20 protein-coding genes and 1 other RNA gene are annotated in these 23,473 nt (G+C 37.3%); 9 read left to right on the plus strand and 12 right to left on the minus strand.

Annotation, left to right across the window (positions count from 1 at the left end):
* Position 1 precedes the first annotated feature (1 nt).
* Positions 2 to 709, minus strand: coding sequence for a bifunctional protein-disulfide isomerase/oxidoreductase DsbC (dsbC, locus tag DK865_RS10540; protein WP_023581542.1), 708 nt, complete (start codon positions 707 to 709; stop codon positions 2 to 4).
* 33 nt (positions 710 to 742) lie between these two features.
* The gene (xerD, locus tag DK865_RS10545; RefSeq protein ID WP_036912471.1) at positions 743 to 1,681 is read right to left on the minus strand and encodes a site-specific tyrosine recombinase XerD; all 939 of its coding nucleotides are present in this window, start codon (positions 1,679 to 1,681) and stop codon (positions 743 to 745) included.
* A 108-nt stretch (positions 1,682 to 1,789) separates the two neighbouring features.
* Here xerD and fldB point away from each other — a divergent pair, with 108 nt between their 5' ends.
* Positions 1,790 to 2,308, plus strand: a complete 519-nt coding sequence (gene fldB / locus DK865_RS10550) for a flavodoxin FldB (RefSeq protein ID WP_023581541.1) — start codon at positions 1,790 to 1,792, stop codon at positions 2,306 to 2,308.
* Positions 2,309 to 2,324: 16 nt separating this feature from the next.
* On the opposite strand, the gene DK865_RS10555 is transcribed toward fldB, so the two are convergent.
* Together DK865_RS10555 and sdhE are read right to left on the minus strand one after the other, a co-directional pair.
* Entirely contained in the window at positions 2,325 to 2,732 is a 408-nt protein-coding gene (locus DK865_RS10555) for a protein YgfX (protein ID WP_036912467.1), read from the minus strand.
* Between the two features lie 469 nt (positions 2,733 to 3,201).
* Positions 3,202 to 3,477 (minus strand): FAD assembly factor SdhE, encoded by a 276-nt coding sequence (gene sdhE / locus DK865_RS10560; protein ID WP_036913402.1) that lies wholly within the window; start codon positions 3,475 to 3,477, stop codon positions 3,202 to 3,204.
* 264 nt (positions 3,478 to 3,741) lie between these two features.
* Between sdhE and ygfZ the strand changes: the two genes are divergently transcribed.
* Positions 3,742 to 4,728 carry a tRNA-modifying protein YgfZ gene (gene ygfZ / locus DK865_RS10565; protein WP_109391891.1) on the plus strand — a complete coding sequence of 329 codons (987 nt, stop codon included), beginning with the start codon at positions 3,742 to 3,744 and terminating at the stop codon, positions 4,726 to 4,728.
* A gap of 31 nt (positions 4,729 to 4,759) precedes the next feature.
* Positions 4,760 to 5,362, plus strand: coding sequence for an HD domain-containing protein (locus DK865_RS10570; protein ID WP_109391892.1), 603 nt, complete (start codon positions 4,760 to 4,762; stop codon positions 5,360 to 5,362).
* A gap of 90 nt (positions 5,363 to 5,452) precedes the next feature.
* On the opposite strand, the gene gcvP is transcribed toward DK865_RS10570, so the two are convergent.
* From gcvP to DK865_RS10605, 7 genes are all read right to left on the minus strand, one after another.
* A complete protein-coding gene (gcvP, locus tag DK865_RS10575; RefSeq protein WP_109391893.1) occupies positions 5,453 to 8,329 on the minus strand; it encodes an aminomethyl-transferring glycine dehydrogenase in 2,877 nt (958 codons plus the stop codon).
* A gap of 134 nt (positions 8,330 to 8,463) precedes the next feature.
* On the minus strand, positions 8,464 to 8,856 hold the full coding sequence (gene gcvH / locus DK865_RS10580) for a glycine cleavage system protein GcvH (RefSeq protein ID WP_023581536.1): 393 nt from the start codon (positions 8,854 to 8,856) through the stop codon (positions 8,464 to 8,466).
* Between the two features lie 34 nt (positions 8,857 to 8,890).
* Positions 8,891 to 9,985 carry a glycine cleavage system aminomethyltransferase GcvT gene (gene gcvT, locus DK865_RS10585; protein ID WP_109391894.1) on the minus strand — a complete coding sequence of 365 codons (1,095 nt, stop codon included), beginning with the start codon at positions 9,983 to 9,985 and terminating at the stop codon, positions 8,891 to 8,893.
* A 414-nt stretch (positions 9,986 to 10,399) separates the two neighbouring features.
* On the minus strand, positions 10,400 to 11,635 hold the full coding sequence (gene ubiI / locus DK865_RS10590) for an FAD-dependent 2-octaprenylphenol hydroxylase (RefSeq protein WP_109391895.1): 1,236 nt from the start codon (positions 11,633 to 11,635) through the stop codon (positions 10,400 to 10,402).
* A gap of 159 nt (positions 11,636 to 11,794) precedes the next feature.
* Complete coding sequence (gene ubiH / locus DK865_RS10595; RefSeq protein WP_109391896.1) at positions 11,795 to 12,967, minus strand: 2-octaprenyl-6-methoxyphenyl hydroxylase; 1,173 nt, start codon at positions 12,965 to 12,967, stop codon at positions 11,795 to 11,797.
* 13 nt (positions 12,968 to 12,980) lie between these two features.
* Entirely contained in the window at positions 12,981 to 14,291 is a 1,311-nt protein-coding gene (gene pepP / locus DK865_RS10600) for a Xaa-Pro aminopeptidase (RefSeq protein WP_109391897.1), read from the minus strand.
* Between the two features lie 51 nt (positions 14,292 to 14,342).
* Complete coding sequence (locus DK865_RS10605; protein ID WP_023581531.1) at positions 14,343 to 14,921, minus strand: YecA/YgfB family protein; 579 nt, start codon at positions 14,919 to 14,921, stop codon at positions 14,343 to 14,345.
* Positions 14,922 to 15,097: 176 nt separating this feature from the next.
* Between DK865_RS10605 and zapA the strand changes: the two genes are divergently transcribed.
* The 6 genes from zapA to DK865_RS10635 all read left to right on the plus strand — a co-directional run bounded on the left by zapA (position 15,098) and on the right by DK865_RS10635 (position 22,150).
* On the plus strand, positions 15,098 to 15,427 hold the full coding sequence (zapA, locus tag DK865_RS10610) for a cell division protein ZapA (protein WP_023581530.1): 330 nt from the start codon (positions 15,098 to 15,100) through the stop codon (positions 15,425 to 15,427).
* Positions 15,428 to 15,536: 109 nt separating this feature from the next.
* A non-coding RNA gene (gene ssrS, locus DK865_RS10615) (6S RNA) lies at positions 15,537 to 15,720 on the plus strand.
* Between the two features lie 170 nt (positions 15,721 to 15,890).
* Positions 15,891 to 16,484, plus strand: coding sequence for a 5-formyltetrahydrofolate cyclo-ligase (locus DK865_RS10620; RefSeq protein ID WP_023581529.1), 594 nt, complete (start codon positions 15,891 to 15,893; stop codon positions 16,482 to 16,484).
* A gap of 110 nt (positions 16,485 to 16,594) precedes the next feature.
* Entirely contained in the window at positions 16,595 to 18,649 is a 2,055-nt protein-coding gene (locus DK865_RS10625; RefSeq protein ID WP_109391898.1) for a peptidase domain-containing ABC transporter, read from the plus strand.
* Positions 18,650 to 18,651: 2 nt separating this feature from the next.
* Positions 18,652 to 20,013 (plus strand): HlyD family type I secretion periplasmic adaptor subunit, encoded by a 1,362-nt coding sequence (locus tag DK865_RS10630; RefSeq protein WP_109391899.1) that lies wholly within the window; start codon positions 18,652 to 18,654, stop codon positions 20,011 to 20,013.
* A 19-nt stretch (positions 20,014 to 20,032) separates the two neighbouring features.
* Positions 20,033 to 22,150, plus strand: a complete 2,118-nt coding sequence (locus DK865_RS10635; RefSeq protein ID WP_228407769.1) for a type I secretion system permease/ATPase — start codon at positions 20,033 to 20,035, stop codon at positions 22,148 to 22,150.
* Between the two features lie 72 nt (positions 22,151 to 22,222).
* Here DK865_RS10635 and serA read toward each other — a convergent pair whose 3' ends face one another.
* Positions 22,223 to 23,473: a phosphoglycerate dehydrogenase gene (gene serA / locus DK865_RS10640; protein ID WP_023581524.1), complete on the minus strand. Its 1,251-nt coding sequence runs from the start codon at positions 23,471 to 23,473 to the stop codon at positions 22,223 to 22,225.

A 23,473-nucleotide genomic window follows, 5' to 3' on the forward strand; every position in this document is an offset into this window, starting at 1 on the left:
ATTACTTCTCTTTTTTATCTAATAATTCAACAAGGTTTTGAGCAGAAATGTATCCACCATAAATACTGGCATTTGGTAATACAATAGCAGGCGTGCCTTGAATGCCCATCATGGTGCCTAATTTAAAGTGTTCATTGATATTGATTTTTTTACACTCATCAATAGGTATAATTTTGTCCCCTTTAAATGCACTATCTAATGATTTGTTAGGAAAACCGCTACACCACACCGCATTCATTTCTTTACTCACAATATTATTGCCAACCCCGTTACGAGGAAATGCTAAATAACGCACGGTTATCCCCTGTTTATTTAGCTCAGGGACTTCTTGATGGAGCTTTTGGCAATAAGGGCAACTGATATCAGTAAAAATAGTGATCACATGGCGCTCATTATCCGCTTTATAAACAATCATTTCATTTTTAAGTGAGTTTACTTTTTTCATAATAACTTGATTAGCAATACTCACTGGCTCACCATTACTAATGTTATAAATAGGCCCAGCGGTCAGATACTTACCATCATCTGTAATATAAAAAATGCCTTTGTCTGATAACACCGCATTTAATCCAACAATTGGCGTAGGCTGGATACTTTCTGCTTTAATTTGCATTTTAGCCAGTTGCTCTTCAATTGAGGCATTGTCAGCAAGCACGGGCATTGACACCATGCTTAATAACATTGGCAACCAGAATAATTTCTTTTTCATTTGAATTCCTATTTAATGCCAGCTCTTTAGCGGCTATCCCCTTGGATGATGTTGCTGATGAAGCGTTTTTAAGCGTTCTGTTGCAACATGGGTATAAATCTGTGTTGTAGAGAGGTCACTGTGCCCCAATAACATCTGTACAACACGCAAGTCTGCTCCATGATTTAAGAGATGTGTCGCAAATGCATGACGTAACACATGAGGTGATAGTTTTTCAGTATCAATCCCTGCGATTACGGCATAATGTTTTATCCGATGCCAGAATGTTTGTCGTGTCATTTTTTGCCCTCTTAAGCTAGGAAAAACAATATCGTCTGTTTTCTCTTGCATTAAAGCGGGTCTTCCATATTGCAGATATTGCTCTAACCAGTAAATAGCTTCTTCACCTAAAGGAACGAGTCGTTCTTTATCCCCCTTACCAATAACGCGTAGCACTCCTTGCCGTAAGCTGATATCAGAGAGAGATAATCCCACCAATTCAGAAACACGAAGTCCACATGCATAAAGGACTTCAAGCATTGCTTTATCGCGCAATTCAAGTGGTTCATCAATACAAGGAGCATTGAGTAAATCATCAACTTGTTGCTCACTTAAATCTTTTGGTAAACGTTTAGGCAGTTTAGGGGTTGAAAGCAATGCGCTAGGATCGTCTAAACGTAATTTTTCACGATATAAATATTGGAATAATCGACGCATTGTACTGAGCAATCGGGCTGCGCTGCTGGCTTTATAACCTTCATCTAAACGTGTCGCGAGAAAAGATTGCAAATCCAAAGTGGTCGCTGATAACCAATCTAACTGGTGATGTGCAAGCCATTGTCCTAATGCTTGTAAGTCTAAGCGATAAGAACTCAGCGTATTGGCAGATAAGCCTTGCTCCAACCAAATATTGTCGAGAAATTGTTCAATGATAATATCAGTATCTTCATTGATATGAGTTGTCTTTTTTGTCGATAATTTGGTTTGTGACACAGTCTTACTCTCCCTATCTTTAGCTTATCGCCTTTACATTATGCCTTATAAAAAAAATTTTCTGGTACAATAGTGACCTTTATTAGCAAAAATATCCTAAAAACCTTTATGAAAATTGGTCTATTTTACGGTTCCAGTACCTGTTACACCGAAATGGCAGCGGAAAAAATTCGTGATATTCTCGGTGAAGAGTTCGTTGATCTTCATAATGTTCAAGAGTGTGATATCACGCTTATGGAGCAATATGACATCCTTATTTTAGGTATTCCAACATGGGATTTTGGTGAGATCCAAGAAGATTGGCTCAATATTTGGGATACATTGCCAACATTAAATTTAACAAATAAGCTCGTTGCAATGTATGGAATGGGTGATCAGGTCGATTACAGCGAATGGTTTCTTGATGCGCTGGGTATGCTCTATCATCATTTATTACCAAGTGGTGTTAAATTTATTGGGTTCTGGCCTGTTGATGGGTATGAATTCATCAGCCCAAAACCTTTATCCGATGATGGTAAACATTTTGTTGGTCTTGCATTAGATGACGTTAACCAGTTTGAAGAAACTGATGAACGTTTATCACAATGGTGTATGCAAATTCTACGTGAAATAGAAGAAAACTTATAAATTTAATATCCAGATATTAAATATCTGGATATTGCATTAATAACTGAGAGAAGTTACGCCACTCATTTTCCGTCATACTATCGAATGCGACCCATAACGTGATTTGCTTTTTATTTAGAATAGAAGTCAATGTTATTCGAGTACCAAAACGGCTGATCCAAGGGCGTTTTGTTATTTGCCATTCATGGAGTTTCCATTGAATTCGATTACCATTCAGTAAAATAAAATCCCCTTTGATACGACTAATATTCTTTTGTGTGAAATACCAACCACTTATCAAGAAAAGCAACAATGGAACCCAAACATAAATAAAATCAGGTGGCCATGGATACAACAGTAAACCTATCACAAAGGCAACATAAGCAACCGTTGAGAAAAGTTGAGTGAACCATGATACGGTGAGGTGCGATTTCCATAAAATCACGAGTTATATTAACTCCTGCTATAATTCTATACAGATATAAATAAGTTAAAGATAATAAAAACCAACCTATTTATAATGTAACTTCTTACTTAACCTTGCAAATAGTTTATCTTATATTTTAGCTTGATTATTTATTGTTGATTTTTCTATTTAATATGTATTCAAAAATTAGAACTTAATAATAAGTACGCAGTTTCTATTATTTATTAATCGTTTTTTAATAAAGTAAGCATACCTGATTTATTAAGTATAAAGTGAAAAACATCGAAAAAAGGCGATTTAAGCGATCATTTTTAGAGATAGTGCGCAAATTTAACGCAACTACATTTTTTATTTCAGTAAATTTTAGAGTGTTATTAATTTTCATGTAAAAAATAAAAACGCCTTTATTTAAGGAGAAAATAAAAGCGTCATTTTTAATCAATCTGAATTATTATTTAATCTATCGCTGATTTGATAATCTATTTTATTAATATTTATCAACGATCTCCGCCATTCTCGCTTTATTGCGATCTTGGATTAATTTCACCATATAATAGAGCGCATCATCATCAGGGCGTCCATGATTCATTAACCAGTTGAATAAATCAGGATCTGCACACTCGAGTAAACGAACAAAAAGTGCTTTATCGTTATCAGATAGCGTATCGTACTCATTCTCGAAAAAAGGCATGATAGAAATATCTAGTTCACGCATTCCACGACGACATGCCCAGTTAATTCGTGCTTTATTCTCTATATCGATAGTCATACTCTGCTCTTTACATTGTTCAAATCAAGAAATACCACTATTTCTTCCTAGCACTGATGATAGTCTTATCACAAAAATTTTAACATCAAAATGATCACAGTTTGCTGGTTTAGTCTCATAGACAACTTATTGAACACGCTTTCATTTGTTATTTATCAAGTTCATTTTCTGTGCGTTAAAAATAATAATGACTTGCATTGTCTTGCCACTCTTTTACCATAACTGATGTATCTGATTAATTTAATAGCTGGTGACATCATGACTCAAAATTCGACTCAGGCTAAATGCCCTCATGCAGCAATCAATTTGCCATTAACACTGGTTTCTTTAGATGAATGGTCACTGATCACAGCAACCGGTGCTGACAGTGAAAAATATCTACAAGGTCAACTCACAACGGATATTGCAGCACTTCCAACAACGACACATGCATTATCTGCACACTGTGAAGCTAAAGGTAAAATGTGGAGCACACTTCGCTTATTCCACCAGCAAGACGGTTTTGCTTATATTCTGCGTAAAAATGTCGCACAAAAACAACTCGCTGAATTGAAAAAATATGCAGTATTTTCCAAAGTAACCTTAGCTGAAAATACCGATAGCGTTTTATTAGGATTAGCAGGGCAAGGTGCCGCTGTTGCATTAGCCGATTACTTTCCAGATATCCCTCGTAAAGCAAACGAGGTGGTTAATCACAATAATACTTATATTCTGCAACTCCCTTTACCAACTGAACGCTTTTTAATCGTAACAGACGAAGAAACGGCAAAAAATCTTGCAACAACATTAAAAGCGGAAACCAGTAATAGTGCGCAATGGTTAGCCTTAGATATTGAAGCTGGATATCCTATTATTGATACGCCAAATATTGAGCAATTTTTACCTCAAGCAACAAATCTGCAAGCATTACCGCTAAGTATCTGCTTTAAAAAAGGCTGTTATACTGGGCAAGAGATGGTATCTCGTGCGAAATTCAGAGGCGCAAATAAACGTGCAATGTATCTGTTATCTGGTGGTGGCACTGAATTACCTGAGATCGGCGGTAGTGTTGAATGGCAATTAGGTGAAGATAAATGGCGTAAAACAGGAACAGTATTAAGCGCTGTACGTATGGCTGATAATACCATTTTGGCTGAAGTTGTTATGAATAATGATATGGAGCCCGAAAGTGTATTTCGAGTCCAAGACGATAACACCAGTCGTTTATCCATTAAACCACTGCCTTATTCTTTAGAAGAAGAATAATTCTTATTTATCATAACCAATACGGACTTTTATGACACAATTACCTAAAGGCGCATTTGGGCTCTTCTCTGATACAATTAACTTTATTATGGAGTTAGATAAACTAAAACGTGTTTATCGTAAAAATAATGTATTAGACAATAGCCGTTCCGAAAATACCGCAGAACATAGCTGGCATTTTGCCGTTGCAGCAATGAGTTTTCAGCCCTATGCGGGTGACATTGATATGGGACGTACTATTCAGTTAGCCCTTGTTCACGATATCGTTGAAATAGATGCTGGCGATGTAATGGTTTATGACGTTGCAGCTCGCGAAGCGATTAAAGAGCACGAGCAAAAAGCTGCAAAACGTATTTTCTCTTTATTACCTTCCCCACAAAGTGACTATTTCCTCAATTTATGGCTGGAATATGATGCGGCGGAAACACCTGAATCTCAGTTTGCCAATATTCTTGATCGTGCCATGCCAATGCTGATGAACTTGCACAATGAAGGTCAAAGCTGGGTTGAAAATAATATTCGCCTCGAGCAAGTCTTAGCTAGAAATCTGTTTATTGAAAAACAGTGGCCCGAATTCTGGCAATATCTCTACCCTCAATTATTAGAAGCGCAGAAAAAAGGCTGGCTGAAGTAATCTATTCGATACTGTGCTTATTAAATAAAAAATACCGATGGCTAACTTAACCATCGGTATTTAAATTTAAGGATATTGCTAGATTAAAGCTTATTCATAATCACTCATTGGCGCACATGAACAATGTAAATGGCGGTCACCATATACATCATCCAGACGTTTAACCGCTGGCCAATATTTACTTTGTTTTGTCGCTTCACTTGGGAATACGGCACATTCACGACTATAACTATGTGGCCACTCTTGCACTAATTCATATTGTGTATGAGGTGCATTAACTAATGGGTTATCGTCAATAGGCCATACGCCTTTATCTACCTGGGCAATTTCAGCACGAATAGAAAGCAGCGCTTCAATAAAGCGATCAATTTCAACTTTACTTTCGGACTCTGTTGGCTCAATCATTAATGTACCCGCAACAGGGAATGACATGGTTGGAGCGTGAAATCCGTAGTCAATTAAACGTTTAGCCACATCCATTTCACTGATACCGTAATTCGCTTTTAATGGACGAATATCGATAATACATTCATGCGCAACATAACCATCAGCGCCAGCATAAAGAATGTCATAGTCATTTTTCAGGCGTTGTGCAATATAGTTCGCATTTAAGATTGCCACTTGGCTTGCTTGTTTAAGCCCTTGTGCGCCCATCATCCGAATATACATCCAACTAATAGGGAGGATTGACGCGCTACCAAATTGAGCGGCAGAAACCGCACCTTGAGTCGTGACATTTTCCATTTCGACCACAGAATGTCCCGGTACAAATGGTGCTAAGTGTGATTTCACACCAATAGGTCCCATGCCAGGACCGCCACCGCCATGAGGAATGCAGAAGGTTTTATGTAAGTTTAAGTGAGAAACATCAGAGCCAATAAAACCTGGTGTCGTGATCCCCACTTGCGCATTCATATTGGCACCATCAAGATACACTTGTCCGCCATATTGATGAATGATTTCACAAACTTCACGAATACCTTCTTCATAAACACCATGTGTTGATGGATATGTCACCATGACACAAGAGAGCTCAGCTTGATGTTTTTCTGCTTTAGCTTTTAAGTCTGCAATATCAATATTGCCGTTATCATCACACCCAACCACGACCACTGTCATTCCTGCCATATGAGCAGAAGCTGGGTTAGTACCATGTGCTGAACTTGGGATCAAACAGATATGTCGTGCACCTTCGCCACGGCTTTGGTGATAACGACGAATAGCTAATAAACCTGCGTATTCACCTTGAGCACCCGAGTTTGGTTGCATACACATCGCATCATAACCCGTTAATGCAGCAAGCCAATTGGATAATTGTCCAATCATCACTTGATAGCCTTTCGCTTGATAGGCTGGGCAGAATGGATGTAGCTCTGTAAATTCAGGCCATGTAATCGGGATCATTTCAGCGGCAGCATTGAGTTTCATCGTACATGAACCTAATGGGATCATCGCTTGATTCAATGCTAAATCTTTATTTTCTAAACGATGCATATAGCGCATCATTTCTGTTTCACTGTGATACTGATGAAAATTTTCATGTGTCAGCACAGTGTCTTTACGTTGCATAGAAGCAGGTATTGATACTGACGAGGCGGCAACGTGTTTATCAAGTGCATCAATATCGCCGGATAATGCTTTACCACTGATAATTTCAACAAGCTTTAATACATCTTCACGCGTTGTAATTTCGCTTAGCGTTACTCCTACTGCACCCACAATATCGGTGCGTAAGTTGATTTCAGCCTCTTTAGCGCGTTGTAGTACAGCCGCTTTATCTGCGGTATCAATCGTTAATGTATCAAACCAAGTTTTATGGCGTAATGCCATACCATTTTGTTGTAAACCTGCCGCTAAAATATCCGTTAAACGATGAATACGTTGAGCGATGGTTTTTAATCCTTCAGGTCCATGATAAACCGCATACATCGCCGCGATATTGGCAAGTAACACTTGGGATGTACAAATATTAGAGTTCGCTTTTTCACGACGAATATGTTGTTCACGCGTTTGCATCGCCATACGTAATGCACGATTACCTGCTGCGTCTCGAGACACACCAATGATACGACCTGGCATTGCGCGTTTATATTCATCACGACAAGCAAAGAATGCTGCATGTGGACCACCGTAGCCCATAGGGACACCAAAACGTTGTGCTGATCCTAATACGATATCAGCACCTTGATGACCCGGTGCAGTAAGTACCACCAGCGCCATTAAATCAGCCGCAACACTGGTAATAATTTTGCGCTCTTTTAGTGCTGCTAATAACTTGCTGTGATCATGAACTTCGCCCGTTGTGCCGACTTGTTGCAATAGCACCCCAAAGACACCTTCAAGCTCTAAGACTTTTTCAGCTTTATCAACAACAACTTCAAAACCAAAGGTACCTGCACGAGTTCTGACAACATCTAAGGTTTGAGGGTGAATATCATCAGCGACAAAAAAACGATCCGCATTTTTCAATTTGCTTACACGTTTTGCCATTGCCATAGCTTCGGCAGCTGCTGTTGCTTCATCTAGCAACGATGCAGAGGCGAGATCCATTCCAGTGTAATCAATTGTCACCTGTTGGAAATTCAGTAAGGATTCTAGACGACCTTGAGAAACTTCTGGTTGATAAGGTGTATAAGCGGTATACCAACCCGGATTTTCTAATAAATTACGCAAAATCACAGGAGGCAATACAGAAGGCGCATACCCCATTCCAATGTAAGAGGTAAAACGTTTATTTTGACTGGCGATCGCTTTTAATTCAGCTAAGGCTTCTTGCTCTGTTGCCCCTGCACCCACATTCGGTGGTGTTTCTAATTGAATATTATCTGGAACAATTTTTTGAGTTAATTCATTTAATGAGGAGACGCCAACAGCACTGAGCATCTCTTTAATCTGTTCTGGTGATGAACCAATATGGCGACGAATAAACTCATCGCGATACTCTAACTGATTTAAAGTCTGTGTCATTGCAAGTAATTTCCTGAATTCACTATGAATGGATAGGTAAATAGCACTCGGCTTAAAGCGCGTTGAGATAGCATTACGATAGCCCGCTAACAAATAAAAACGCCCCGACATTGATTTTGACGGGGCGCTTCGTTTTATTCTTCGCTATCTACCAGTTCTTGATAACCGGCGGCATCAAGTAAGTCATCTAATTCGCTTTCATTATTTGCTTTAATGCGAAATAGCCAACCTTCTCCGTAAGGTGCACTGTTCACAAGTTCTGGAGAACCCTCTAATTCTTCATTTACGGCGATAATTTCACCTGATAATGGTGCATAAATATCTGATGCAGCTTTTACTGATTCCGCTACCGCACAATCATCACCCACTGCGACTTCTCTACCCACTTCAGGTAGATCAACAAACACCATGTCACCTAATAATTCCTGTGCATGTTCAGTAATACCAATAGTGTATTCACCATTGCCTTCTGAACGGACCCACTCATGAGATTGTGCGTATTTTAATTCACTAGGTATTTGACTCATTGACCTTACTCTCCATTTAAAATAATTATGCGTGTTATACCAATGCTTTACCTGAACGAACAAAGCCAGGCTTTACCACTTCTACTGGCATCTCACGATTACGCATTAATACAATTGCGCTATCTTTTATACCTGCAGGAACTCTTGCTAATGCAATACTAAAGCCTAATGTAGGTGAAAAAGTACCACTAGTAATAATACCTTCTCTCAATTCGCCTAAATCATCAGTGAAGTGTACGGCAGTGCCTGCACGCAACACACCTTTCTCTCGCATGACAAGGCCGACAAGTTTATCTGTGCCTGTTGCGCGTAATTTTTCTAATGCTTCACGACCAATAAATTGACGATCTTCAGGTGCCCATGCAATCGTCCATCCCATATTCGCTTCGAGTGGATTAATAGTTTCATCCATCTCTTGGCTATATAAGTTCATTCCCGCTTCTAAACGTAATGTGTCTCTTGCACCTAATCCTGCCGGTTTAACGCCCACCGCTAATAATTTTTTCCAAAAATCGACAGCTTGCTCTTTTGGCATTGCGATTTCATAGCCGGCTTCACCGGTATAGCCCGTTGTTGCAATAAACAAGTCGCCTAGCTCTACCCCATAGAAAGGCTTCATAGCCGAAACGACTTGGCGTTGCGCTTCGCTTAATAGGCTTTGTACTTTCTCTTGTGCATGAGGACCTTGAACAGCAATTAATGCTAAGTCGTCACGAACAGTGATATCAACAACATAATCTGAAGCATGTTGTTCAATCCATGCCAGATCTTTTTCACGGGTCGCGGAGTTCACAACGAGGCGATAGAAAGAGTCATCAAAGTAATAGACGATAAGATCATCAATGACACCACCTGATGCATTAAGCATACCGGTATAAAGCGCCTTACCTTTTTCGGTGAGTTTAGCGACATCATTCGCTAATAAATAACGTAGAAAATCTTTAACTTGCGAGCCATGTAAATCAACAATGGTCATATGAGAAACATCAAACATACCTGCATCACGGCGTACATTGTGATGTTCATCTATTTGAGAGCCATAATGCAGGGGCATCATCCAACCATGAAAATCGACCATACGAGCACCGCAGGCTACGTGCTCATCATACAACGGAGTCTGTTTTGCCATTTTTCCCTCTTTCTACTTTTACTTTAGATTATTCAGAGAACGCAATTTGTTAAATATAAAATTAAACTTGATTTGAAATCATAGTGTTAATCTCAAGCTTAAGTTTATTTTTAAACATGGATTTAACAAATAAGAGCAATTAACGTACAACGCAAACGATACCATCCCCTTGAACTTAGCATTGTGAGAAAAAATAAACCATAAGTTAAAATAGGGTATTGTGTCTCTTAATCATAATGTAGACATATGGGTATGCAGAACTAATGATTGCAATTATGCGTATCAGCGCTCATTTTTAGCGAGAAATTACTAAAAAAAAGGAATTGGTACAAAGAATAGACTGAAAAAATAGATTTTTTTAGTTCTATTTCTTCAGTCCAATATAAATAAAAGTAATGTGAAATAAGAGAGGAATTAGATTTTTTCAACTGAAGTGAAATTTTTATCACTTAACCATTCAGGTAAATCAGAAAGTCCCATTGCTTGCTCAAGTAACTTAGGTTTTACCCCCGGTAAACTATCTGCTAACGAAAGACCGATATCTCGAACAAGTTTTTTAACGGGATTATTGCCAGCAAAAAGTTCACGGAATCCTTGCATACTTGCCAACATGACAGCAGCCGCATGTTTGCGACGACGCTCAAAGCGTCTCAAATAGAGATACTCACCAAAATCTTTACCTTCTGCTTTTAAGCGACGGATCTCACCGATTAACTCAGCAACATCCATAAAACCAAGGTTAACGCCCTGTCCAGCTAAAGGATGGATAGTATGAGCCGCATCGCCTAATAGCGCTAAGCGAGGAGCCGCAAATTGACGAGCATAACGACCTGTTAATGGTATGGTCATGCGATCACTTATTAATTCACATTGTCCTAAACGCATATCAAAGGTCACACCTAGTGTGCGCTCAAATAGGTTTTGTTCTGCATTTTTATAACGTTCAGCGAGGTTGCTTGGTAAAGACCAAACAATAGAACAAGTATGGGGTTCAGAAAGCGGTAGAAATGCCAAAATGCCTTCGCCATGGAAGACTTGGCGCGCGACATTTTCATGAGGCTGTTCGGTACGAATAGTCGCCACGAGGGCATGATGTTCATAATCCCAGAAAGTCAGGGGAATATCTGCGTGTTTACGTAACCATGAATTAGCGCCATCAGCTCCAACAACTAATCTTGCTGTCAGCATTTCACCATCATTAAGGGTAATAAATGCATCATTTTCCCCCCACACCACACGCTCAATCTGTGTTGATGAATAGAAGGTAATATCACTATGACTTTCACATTTTTGCCAAAGCACTTCACGAATAAGGTTGTTTTCGATAATAGAGCCTAAATGGCTGAACCCTTCTTTTTGTGCTGAAAATTCAATACGACCAAAGCTATCTTGATCCCAAACTTCCATGCCTTGATAAGGTGCAGTTCGTAATGCTTGTAAATGTTCCCAAACACCCAATTTTTTCAGCAACATTTCACTGGCTGTATTAATAGCAGATACCCGTAATGAAAAATCATCTTGTGGGTGAAAAAGCTTCGTTACTGGGTGATTTTCTATTATCGCTATACGTAATCCACACCCGTGTAATCCGCTGGCTAATGCAAGCCCAACCATTCCACCACCAGCAATAACAACATCAAATGATTTCATAATAAAAGTATCCTAAAAAGCGATTATTTTAGAGCACGCTGTTCTTTTCTGCTTATTTTTACAACAACAAAAAATTATAAAGCAAACCATTTACTATTTTAGGTATTGATTGATATTAACAATGACCACTTAAAATAGACGTTAAAAAATCAACACGCTCTAGTCTGTCCAGCCCAGTGTTTGATGTGCCAATTTATCTCTCATCATTGGGAGCAATTCCATCGTCATTAACCCTAAGTTGCGAGAAACGATCAGTGGCACACAACGATTTGCAAACACTTTCACCAACCCATCAGTAATAGAGATCGTTTTTTCTCTATCTTGTTGGCGAAGCCGTTGATATTGAGAGAGCACTCGATAACTACCAATATCAATATTGGCATTAATCGCTTGGGTGATCGTATTAGCGAGAGCCATAACATCACGTAAACCAAGGTTAAAACCTTGTCCGGCAATAGGATGAAGTGTTTGCGAAGCATTTCCAACTAACGCTAAACGATGACCAATAATTTGATTGGCTTTTTGTAGCGCTAAAGGATAGCAATTGCGCTTGCCAATATGCTCTATTTTTCCTAAACGCCAGCCAAAATCACGCTGTAAATGCGCGATAGTTGTTTCATCATCCCACTGTGACACTTCATCCAATTTTTCAATAGGATGACACCATACTAATGAGCTACGCCCTTCACTCATTGGTAGCATGGCTAATGGACCAAACTCAGTAAAGCGCTCGAAAGCTTTACCTTGAGGATCAATTTGCGTTTTGACATTAGCGATCACAGCGACTTGATGATAAGGCTCTCGTTGCCATTGAATATGGCACTGGTGACCAATAGGTGAGTTAGTACCATCAGCGGCAATCAGTAAATCACCCGATAATTGCGTACCATCCTCAAGTGTTACCTCAACAGAATCGATATCACGTTGAACTTGTTCAACTTTAGCGGGGCAATAAAGCGTGATATTAGGTTGTTTTTTTAATTTAGCAAAAAGCTGGCGTCCTGCATCATGCAGTTCAACAACATAGCCCAATGCCGAGATATCATAGTCTTGTGCATGTATATTAACAAAACCACAATGACCTTTATCAGAGACATGAACATGATTAATGGGAGTGACAAAAGGTTTTAATGTTGACCAAAGCCCAATTTGCTCTAACCGTTTCGCTGTTCCATGTGCTAATGCGATCGCTCTTGCATCAAACCCTGGGTGCCCATTGTCAGGCTCTCTTGCTTCAATTAACGAAATTGAAATCTTACCTTTATTTAATGTAGAGAGTGCAAGTGCTAATGTCGCACCTGCCATTCCACCACCCACAATAATCACATTCATGCCGATTTTTGCCTTAAATTTTTCCTACCATCAGAGCTTCAATTTCATCAGGATCTTTAACGACAGATGCCGTTAAGTTCTCATTACCGGTTTCCGTGATAACAATGTCATCTTCAATACGAATACCAATACCACGATACTCTTGTGGCACATCTGCATCTGGCGCAATGTAAAGTCCCGGTTCAATGGTCAGTACCATGCCCGGCTCTAAAATGCGGTCACGATCCGTGCCATAATGTCCAACATCGTGAACATCAAGGCCTAGCCAGTGGCTTAAACTATGCATGAAGAAACGCTGATAGGCTTTTGTCTCAATAAGATGCTCGATTTCACCGTGCATAATGCCCAGTTTAACCAGTCCTTCGACCATGATATACACGACATGCTCAGTGACTTCTTTGATACTTGTACCAGGTTTGTACAATTCCAAAGAAACGTTGATGGATTTTAAGACAATGTCATAAATTTCGCGTTGTTGACGGCTAAATTTACCATTAACAGGGAACGTACGAGTGATATCACCTGCATAACCTTCATATTCACAACCAGCATCAATAAGAACTAAATCCCCATCACGCATTTTGGTTTCGTTTTCGGTGTAGTGCAAAATACACCCATTTTCACCGCTACCAACAATACTGTTATAAGAAGGGAAACGCGCACCATGAGAGACAAACTCATGTTCAATCTCACCTTGAAGCTGATATTCATACATACCAGGCTGACATTTTTGCATCGCACGCGTATGAGCTAATGCCGTAATTTTTCCAGCTTTGCGCAGTAATTCAAGTTCGAAATCAGATTTAAATAGGCGTTGTTCATGAACAATTGGACGCCAATCAATAATAGTTTGAGGTGCTTTTAAGTTACGACGAGAACCTTTTCTTAAGGTCTCTAATGCGCCAAAGACAATCTCATCAGCAAACGCATATTCACCTTGAGCATGATAAACAACATCTAACCCGTTTAATAATTGGTAAAGTTGTTCACTCACATCTTCATAGGGTAGCGCCTTATCAACACCTAATTTTTCAGGCGCAGCTTCTTGCCCAAGGCGGCGACCAAACCAAATTTCAGCGGTTAAATCTCTAACGCGATTAAAAAGCACACTGTGATTATGTGTTTCATCACTTTTAATCAGCACAAGAATTGCTTCAGGCTCGCTGAAACCGGTTAGATAAAGGAAATCACTATGTTGACGATAAGGATACTCACTATCGGCATTACGCTGCGCTGGTGGTGCTGCGAAAAAAATAGCGGCACTCGCAGGCTTCATTTGTGCTAATAATGCCTGACGACGGGATAAAAATTCTTGCTTATTCATACCCACTCCTGTCTTTCATTTATCTTTATGGTTATCTAATTAATGATGAAATTAATGTAGTACACGTTGTGCTTTTTGTTCGTCATTTCCTTTGTCTTTTGGTGCGACAAAAGTGATATAACAAAGTTGAACAGATACTTTTACATATTCACTGACTTCTTCAAGTGCATCTTCAAGTTCCTCTTGATTTTCGTCTTCTTCGTAACCTAGCGCACCAATATTACGTAAATCAGTAATCACTTCCGTCAATTCTTTATGATCAGACAATTTAGGTTGAGCCACACCCAGACCTAAAAGAAAATGATTAACCCAACCTGCAAGGGCATCGGCTCTTGGAAAAACAGATTCTGATTCGTCAGGTACTAGCATAAAGAAGTTGAACACACTGTCATCGAGCTGCTCATAGGTAATGTGATAAAGCTCTTCAAGTGGCTCTGATAGTGTTTTAGGAAAAGCTAAACCTTCATTGGTCAGATCATGTAATAAGGTTTTCCAACTACTATCGCGCACTGCGCCACAAATAAATCCTGTAATCAAACCATGCATTTCAGCTGCGGTTAAAGGTACTGTATGTTGCTGTAATAAGGCATCAATAGTTTGATAATTTGGTAATGTGTTCTGTTTTGACATAAGAATAAACGTCGCATTTAGGGGAATAGTTCAAGATATGCTACCATCAATAGAAGTCGCTGTACCAGTTAAGCCATGTTAATCATTGGAATTTTTGTAGTAATAGCGTTTAATACAGCGTTATAACCGTATACACTACTAAACACGTAGCACAGATTTTATGTCAGGAAGGAATCATGTCCGCACAACCCGTTGATCTTCAAATTTTTGGGCGCTCATTACGTGTCAATTGCCCACCAGAACAAAGAGATGCTTTACTGGCTTCTGCTGCTGAACTGGAACAACGATTACAAGATCTCAAAGAACGCAGTGGTGTTTCCAATACAGAGCACTTAATTTTTATCGTGGCATTAAATATGAGTCATGAGTTGGCAGAAGAAAAGTTAAAAACCAGAGACTATGCCTACAACATGGAAGAGAAGATAAAAATGCTACAACAATCCATTGAACAAGCTTTACACGATCAAGGCAAGCACCATGATCGCACTTTTTCAACTGCGAAGTAGATTTGTTCAGAAAGCATGCGTACACCACGAAATTCACAGATAATAGGTTGCTTTCTACAATTAAAATAATACAATAGTTCATAGATAAGGTGCTTAACGCACCCACCAAATTTCTCTGAGATGTTTGCCAGCGGGCCAGTCCCCTGAGCCGATATTCGAAACACATAGAACGTGGTGATCTGTTGCTTGTGAGCATACCCGATTCGTTCAGGCAGCCTAATGGTAGCAACACTATGTTCACCTTGGACCATGGGTTCAAGGGTTACAGCTTGCGGCGGCATCTTGGAGACCCCCTACTAAAGTTCTAAACACTAAGTATTCTATAACGGCTTAATGTTTAGAACTTTTTTTATGCCTCAATCCTCATATCTTCAACTTCTTCGCTTTCTTACCTCTAAAGTGTGATAAATTGATTGGAATGATAGTTTACACTTAATATCGCACACTTATTGATGGATTGAGAATGACGCATACTTCACTTTTTCAGCAAAGAGATGAAATCCGTAGAGCTATTCGCCAAAAACGACGTTTACTTACATTAGACGAGCAACAACAGGCAGCGGATAAATTATGCGAGCAAGTCCTTTCTCATCCCAAGATCAAGACAGCGCAGACGATTGCACTGTTTCTTTCTTTTGATGGTGAAATTGATACATCACCTTTGATCTCTCAGCTATGGGCATTAAATAAACAGGTTTGCTTACCTGTATTGCATCCCTTTCATCGTCATCACCTCCTTTTCTTACGCTACACACCTTCTACTGTATTAGTAAAAAATCGTTTTAATATTTCTGAGCCACCTTTAAATGTGAACATGGTTATTCCTATCTCTGATATTGATATTATTTTTACACCGTTAGTCGCTTTTGATGCACAGGGTCAACGATTAGGTATGGGGGGCGGTTTTTACGATAGAACATTAGAAAACTGGCAACAAAAATCATTTTACCCAATGGGACTTGCTCATACTTGCCAACAAGTAAAAAATCTCCCTACTGCTCGTTGGGATGTTCCATTACCTGAAATTATTACTCCTGAAAAAAGATGGCATTTTTAATGTCATTCTATTTTTTAATACCCATAACCATCTGCGTTTTTTTATATTCTTTATAAAAAAAACACACTTAAATATCTTTTATATTCCCTTAGTAAAAGGTATTAACTCTAATGAAGCGTAAAAAAGACATTCATTTAATTAAGTGTATCAACATTATTATCGGTCTAATTAAAAACAAAGAAATAAAAATAGAACATAATCACACAGTAAATTCATTAGAAAAAGCCCACCATTTTAAACTAAAGAAAATAAAAAAATCCATTTTATTAAAAAAACAAATTAGCCATAAATTAATTCTTCTAGATAATAATGATAATTTATTTATCCTACTAAAAAACAACAACGATAACGTTCTCATTTATAACACTCAAACAGATAAAACAGAAAAAATAAGCAAAGACGATTTATTTGAGCCAAAAACGATCTATTACCTTGATTTTGAATCAAATAATGACTTTAACATTGCATGGTTCTTACCTGTTTTTAAAAGATACAAAACTATTTTTTATGGTATTTTATTTTATTCATTAATTTTGCAATTATTATTATTAGCAATTCCTTTAGTCACGCAAATTATTATGGATAAAGTGATTTTTCATCAAGCACGATTAACACTTGATGTTTTAATTGTTGGTTTTATTTTTATCGCCATTTATGAGGGGGTCCTAAAAGGCATTAGAGAATACATTTATCATCACACCGCAAATAAAATTGATATCACCTTAAGTTTAAAGCTTACTGAACATTTATTAAAATTACCTATTAGCTATTTTAAATCTCGGCAAACCGGTGCTATTGTCACTCGCGTGAAAGAATTAGATATTATTAGAGAATTTCTTACTAAGACCTTATTAATGCTAATTATCGATTTTTCCTTTATCTTTATATTTATCTTTGCAATGACAATGTTTTCACTCAAATTAACATTATTCTTTGTTGCCACAATTCCTTTTTATCTTATTTTAGCCAAATTTCTCGCGCCTAAAATAGAATTTGCAGTTCAAGCGCTTTATCAAGAAGCGGCAACTCATGCTGGATTTCTCACCGAAAGTTTAGGAGGGATTGAAACAATTAAAAGCCTTTCTTTAGAACCTCGATTTACACAACAGTGGTATACACAAACTCATCAGCTCACGACTAAAAGCTTAGCACTCCAAAACATTGATAATTTCTCACGTTTTATTGTGCTATTTCTTAACAAAATAACAATGGCATTACTATTATGGTTAGGTGCCTATGAAGTCATTTCACTTTCAATGACAATAGGTCAACTTATTGCATTTATAATGCTTCTTAGATTCTGTTTACAACCCTTTGCGACGGCGATCGATGTTTGGGGTAAATATATCAGAACCCAAACAGCCATCTATAACTTACAAGACATTCTTAATCTTCCCAAAGAACAGGCTCTAGCAACACGACAATCTAATATTAAAGGTGAAATTACCTTTAATAACGTGAGTTTTTATTATCAAAATAATACGCCTGCTATTTTAAATAACATTTCATTGCATATTAAAAAACATGAAGTCATTGGCGTTGTTGGTACTTCAGGATCGGGTAAAAGCACTTTAGCACGAATGCTTTCCGGTCTTTATATTCCACAATCAGGCTGTCTAAAAATTGATGGTATTCCACTTACACAATTTCATTTAACTCATCTACGTCAACAAATCGGTTTTGTGTTACAAGAGAACTTTTTATTTCACCTAAGTGTCTTTGATAATATTCGATTAACTCATCAACATGCTTCTTTAGAAGAAGTTATTCACGTTGCCAAACTGGTTGGTGCACATGAGTTTATTTTAAAACTCCCCTTAGGATATGACACCCTCATTACAGAGGGAGGATCATCATTATCAGGAGGTCAGCGCCAACGTATTGCCATTGCAAGAGCCTTATTACCCTCACCTAAAATTTTAATTTTCGATGAAGCTACCAGCGCTTTAGATGATGATGCTCAAACCATCATTCAAAACAATCTTCCTATTATTACTAAAGATAGAACCGTTGTTATCATTGCTCATCGCCTTTCAACTATTCGAAATTGCTCTCGCATTATTGTGTTAAATAAAGGGCAACTTGTTGAAGATGGCACGCATGAAGAACTAATTGAAAACAGTGATTACTACAAAAAACTTTGGCAACTTCAACAAGGATGTTGAGAATGAAATTAAATATCTCTTCTCTTTTTTTCACTTTTTTTCAGCGTGAAAATAAAGTCATTAATTATGATTTTTACCCTAACCATATTGCTCTTATTGAAAAACCTGTCACACCTTATAGTCGTTATATTGCGATGCTTATCTCATTAAATGTTATAGCCTTTCTTCTATGGGCTTATTTGGGTAAGTTGAATATACAAGCTTCAGCAACAGGTAAGCTTATTGCTATTGGGCATTCTCAACTTATTCAAATACATGAGCATAGTCGATTGGCAACACTTCATGTAAATGAAGGACAAAAGGTCAATCAAGGTGATATATTATTAACACTTGATATATTGGGTATTGATGAAGAAATAATAGGATTACGAAAAAAGATAGATAATTTTTTACAACTTAAAATACGCTATCAAGCATTAAGTCAAGAAATATCTCCTCAAAAACTTTACCATTTTAATGTGTTAGATAAAAAAGCCAAAATAAATATTTTTTCCAGTTATCAAAAAGAAAAGGATGAATTTGATAGTAATATAAAGAAAATAGAGATAGATATTGATATAAATAATAAAAATCAATTAATAATCCACAATGATTTATTATCATTAAAAACATTAAAAGAAAATATTGAACAACGGTTCACATTAAAAAAAACACTGTATATAAAAAAAATCATTAGCAAGATAGAGTATCTAGAAAATCAAAAAGAATTACTAGAAATAAACCGGCTTATAAAAATAAAGGATTCAGAATATGCACTACTAAAAAGCCAAAAAAGACAACTAGATCAAAATCTAAATCAATTAGAGAAACAAAAACAGTTAGAGTGGCATGATAAATATAAACAATATGAAAGCGAGCTACTTATTTATAACCAAAATCTTAGTCATATTCAAAAAAAACAACAACTAAAAAAAATACATTCTCCAGTAACCGGTACTGTTCAGCAAATTTCAACACATACACTAGGCAGTGTATTACAACCTTCACAGACTGTAATGATGATAGTACCTGATAATCAAGATAATATTGTAGAAGTTAATTTGCTCAATAAAGATATTGGTTTTGTTCATCTAGGACAAAAGGCAATGATAAAAATAGACGCTTTTCCTTATACACGCTATGGCACTATGGAAGGAGAAGTCATTAACATTGCTAGAGATGCAGTCCAACATGAACAATTAGGCTTAGTTTATCCAACAATCATTAAATTAAACAAACAGACAATTAAGAATAACCAAAAAGAATATCGTCTTACTCCGGGTATGTCTTTAACTGCTGAAATAATCACTGAACAGCGTCGTGTCATTGATTATATTTTAAGCCCAATAGAAGCTTATCGTCATAACGCACTGACTGAGAAATAAGCTGAAGGTACCTCTTATTATGGAAAACACGGCTAATATGGAAAAAAATCAATATCATCATTCTATTATTGATGGATTACTTTATTTTTCTAAAAAAGAAAGAGGAAACAGAAAAAAAGAACAGATCATTCATTTTCTTGGTTGTAATAATCATCTTAATAAATGGAATGTTTTTGAAACTGCTCAATTACTAAATTTAAAATGTCAATTTAATACGTTAGATTATAATAATGAAAAAAATCCAGCAATTAACACACTTATTGAAATAGATCATTATTGGTATATTTTAAAGGATATAAAAAATGAAGTACTCATTATTTTCGATCCTAAAAATAGTGTTGAAAAAGAACTTATTATTGACAAGAGAAAGAAGCTCAACACACTATTTATTATTACTAAAGAGCCCTCAGCTTTATCAACCAAATTTAATATTCTCTGGTTTATTCCCTCACTATTAAAACAAAAAAAAACATTATTATTTATCTTTATTTTAGCTTGTTGTAGTCACTTTTTTGCATTAATTAATCCTTTCATTTTTGAAGTTATGATTGATAAGGTGCTAACTGGAAGAAATTTGCCTAACCTACATCTGGTGGGTTGTCTATTGATACTGATTGCCGTTACAGAACCGCTCTATCTTTATCTACGTGATAAATTGTATATTTTTATATCTTGTCAATTAAGCTCTGAATTTTCAGGAAAAACATTTCAACATCTTATTCGCTTACCTAACCATTTTTTTTATCAACACCAATCAGGGCAAATCATTTCTCGTATTCAAGAACTTTCACATATTCGCCAATTTATGACTCACTCCGCATTTATGCGAATACTCGATCTGATTTTTATTATTGTATTTATTTTTGTCATGTTTACATATTCATCACTTTTAACATGGATAACTTTAGCTGCATTAACACTCTACTTTATCTTATGGCTTATTTGTGGTCCTTTTATTCGTTATTGGGTTGAACGGGAATATCAAGCCAATGCGGATACTACTAGTCTATTAACAGAAGCAATAAACGGCATAGAAACCATAAAAATAACAGCAACAGAAAATGACTTTATAGAAAAATGGCAATACAAACTTACAGACTATATTAACAAGCGCTTTTCTGGTGCTAAAAAAGCGTTATTTGCACAGCAGCTTATTTCTATCATTCATAAAATCGCAACAGCCATTATTTTATGGCAAGGGGTTAATTTAATTATCAAAGCACAAATGACTGTAGGTGAGCTTATTGCGTTTAATCTCTTTGCAGCGCATATTTCACAGCCTATTTTAGGCTTAGCACAATGCTGGCAAGATTTTCAGCAAGTAGCCATTTCTCTACGTCGTATTGGTGAGATTTTGAATACACCGACCGAACATCAATCTCATGGAACCGCAACCGTTCCTAAAATTACAGGAAGTATTGTTTTTTCAAATGTCTATTTTCGTTATACAGACAAAACACCTGATGTTATTGAGTCACTTTCTTTATCTATTCCAGCAGGGAAATTTATTGGTATTACAGGTCCTTCTGGATCAGGGAAAAGCACACTTACACGTTTGATCCAACGTTTTTACATACCACAACAAGGGCAAATTTATATTGATGGTATGGATCTCGCTATCGCAGATCCGCTCTCTTTACGCAAGAGCATAAGTATCGTTTTACAAGAGAGTTTTTTATTTAGTGGTTCAATTCTTGAAAACATTCGTTTATCAAAACCGAATGCGAGTGAAGGAGAAATAATAGAAGCTTCACGAATTGCAGGCGCTTTAGACTTTATTATGCAACTTCCCTTAGCTTTTAACACTCAAGTTGGAGAAAGAGGTCACAATTTATCTGGAGGACAACGTCAACGTATTGCACTTGCTAGAGCCTTATTAACAGATCCTCGTATTCTTATTTTAGATGAAGCAACATCAGCATTAGATTACGGATCAGAAGCACAAATTTTAGCGAATTTGCCTCATATTTGTAAAAATAGAACCGTCATTAGTATTGCACACCGCCTAAATACATTAGCACATTCAGATTATATCTATGTGATAGATAAAGGGCGCGTACTAGAAGAAGGTACACATACTCATTTAATAGAAAACCGAGCTCTCTATTACCAATTATGGCAGCAACAAATTAAATAATTAAAGCTTAAAAAATACAAAAAAGGCTCGAGATGTCGAGCCTTCAATATATTACGGATAACTTATCGATAATTAGTAAAGCATACGAGCACGGATAGTTCCCGGTAATGCTTTGATTTTTTGTAACACTAATTCAGCTTGAGCTTTCGTTTGTGTTGTAATATCGATCACTACATAACCTACGTTGCCTGATGTACGTAAATACTGTGCGGCTACGTTGATATTTTCTTCAGTAAACACTTTGTTGATACTATTCATCATACCTGGGCGGTTTTCATGAATATGCAATAAACGGTTTACATCATCACCATGGCTTGGCAGTGATACTTCCGGGAAGTTAACAGCAGATAATGTAGAGCCGTTATCTGAGTATTTCGCTAATTTACCCGCAACTTCATAACCAATGTTTTCTTGTGCTTCTTGAGTTGAGCCACCGATATGTGGTGTTAATATCACATTGTCGAATTGGATAAGCTCAGAAACAAACGGATCATTCGGATCGTTATTCGCACCCGGCTCTGATGGGAATACGTCAACCGCGGCACCTGATAAATGCTTTGATTCTAGTGCTTGTGCTAACGCAGGAATATCAACCACCGTACCACGAGAAGCATTAATAAGAATTGAACCTGGTTTCATGCGCTGAATTTCTTCATGCCCAATCATATTCTTGGTTGATGGTGTTTCTGGCACATGTAAACTGACAATGTCACACATATTCAATAGTTCAGAAAGATGACGAATTTGTGTTGCATTACCTAATGGTAGTTTATTTTCAATATCATAAAAATAGACATCTAAACCCACACTTTCAGCCAAAATGCCTAACTGGGTACCGATGTGACCATAACCAATAATACCCAGTTTTTTACCACGAGCTTCAAAACAGCCTTTGGCTTGTTTATCCCAAATTCCACGATGCGCTTTCGCACTTGCTTCAGGAATACGACGCAGTAATAACAGTAATTCGCCAAGCACCATCTCAGCCACGGAACGAGTGTTTGAGAAAGGCGCATTAAAAACGGGAATACCGCGACGAGCAGCAGCCTCTAAATCAACCTGATTAGTACCAATACAGAAACAGCCTACAGCAACTAATTTTTCAGCTGCCGCAAAAATTTCTTCTGTTAAGTGAGTGCGGGAACGAAGACCAACAAAACGAGCATCACGGATAGCTTCTTTTAATTCTTCGTCCGATAATGCGCCTTTGTGATATTCAATATTGGTATAACCCGCAGCTCTTAAATTTTCTACTGCACTTTGGTGCACACCTTCAAGGAGTAGAAACTTTATCTTTTCTTTTTCCAAAGATACTTTGACCAT

It is taken from the genome of Proteus cibi, from assembly GCF_003144405.1.
GTDB classification, from domain to species: Bacteria; Pseudomonadota; Gammaproteobacteria; order Enterobacterales; family Enterobacteriaceae; genus Proteus; species Proteus cibi.

Bases quoted from the DNA above. Each gene is read 5' to 3' on its own strand.
- dsbC (WP_023581542.1), bottom strand. From the start codon at position 709: ATGAAAAAGAAATTATTCTGGTTGCCAATGTTATTAAGCATGGTGTCA.
- fldB (WP_023581541.1), top strand. From the start codon at position 1,790: ATGAAAATTGGTCTATTTTACGGTTCCAGTACCTGTTACACCGAAATG.
- ygfZ (WP_109391891.1), top strand. From the start codon at position 3,742: ATGACTCAAAATTCGACTCAGGCTAAATGCCCTCATGCAGCAATCAAT.
- DK865_RS10570 (WP_109391892.1), top strand. From the start codon at position 4,760: ATGACACAATTACCTAAAGGCGCATTTGGGCTCTTCTCTGATACAATT.
- gcvP (WP_109391893.1), bottom strand. From the start codon at position 8,329: ATGACACAGACTTTAAATCAGTTAGAGTATCGCGATGAGTTTATTCGT.
- gcvH (WP_023581536.1), bottom strand. From the start codon at position 8,856: ATGAGTCAAATACCTAGTGAATTAAAATACGCACAATCTCATGAGTGG.
- gcvT (WP_109391894.1), bottom strand. From the start codon at position 9,985: ATGGCAAAACAGACTCCGTTGTATGATGAGCACGTAGCCTGCGGTGCT.
- ubiI (WP_109391895.1), bottom strand. From the start codon at position 11,635: ATGAAATCATTTGATGTTGTTATTGCTGGTGGTGGAATGGTTGGGCTT.
- ubiH (WP_109391896.1), bottom strand. From the start codon at position 12,967: ATGAATGTGATTATTGTGGGTGGTGGAATGGCAGGTGCGACATTAGCA.
- pepP (WP_109391897.1), bottom strand. From the start codon at position 14,291: ATGAATAAGCAAGAATTTTTATCCCGTCGTCAGGCATTATTAGCACAA.
- DK865_RS10605 (WP_023581531.1), bottom strand. From the start codon at position 14,921: ATGTCAAAACAGAACACATTACCAAATTATCAAACTATTGATGCCTTA.
- zapA (WP_023581530.1), top strand. From the start codon at position 15,098: ATGTCCGCACAACCCGTTGATCTTCAAATTTTTGGGCGCTCATTACGT.
- DK865_RS10620 (WP_023581529.1), top strand. From the start codon at position 15,891: ATGACGCATACTTCACTTTTTCAGCAAAGAGATGAAATCCGTAGAGCT.
- DK865_RS10625 (WP_109391898.1), top strand. From the start codon at position 16,595: ATGAAGCGTAAAAAAGACATTCATTTAATTAAGTGTATCAACATTATT.
- DK865_RS10630 (WP_109391899.1), top strand. From the start codon at position 18,652: ATGAAATTAAATATCTCTTCTCTTTTTTTCACTTTTTTTCAGCGTGAA.
- DK865_RS10635 (WP_228407769.1), top strand. From the start codon at position 20,033: ATGGAAAACACGGCTAATATGGAAAAAAATCAATATCATCATTCTATT.
- serA (WP_023581524.1), bottom strand. From the start codon at position 23,473: ATGGTCAAAGTATCTTTGGAAAAAGAAAAGATAAAGTTTCTACTCCTT.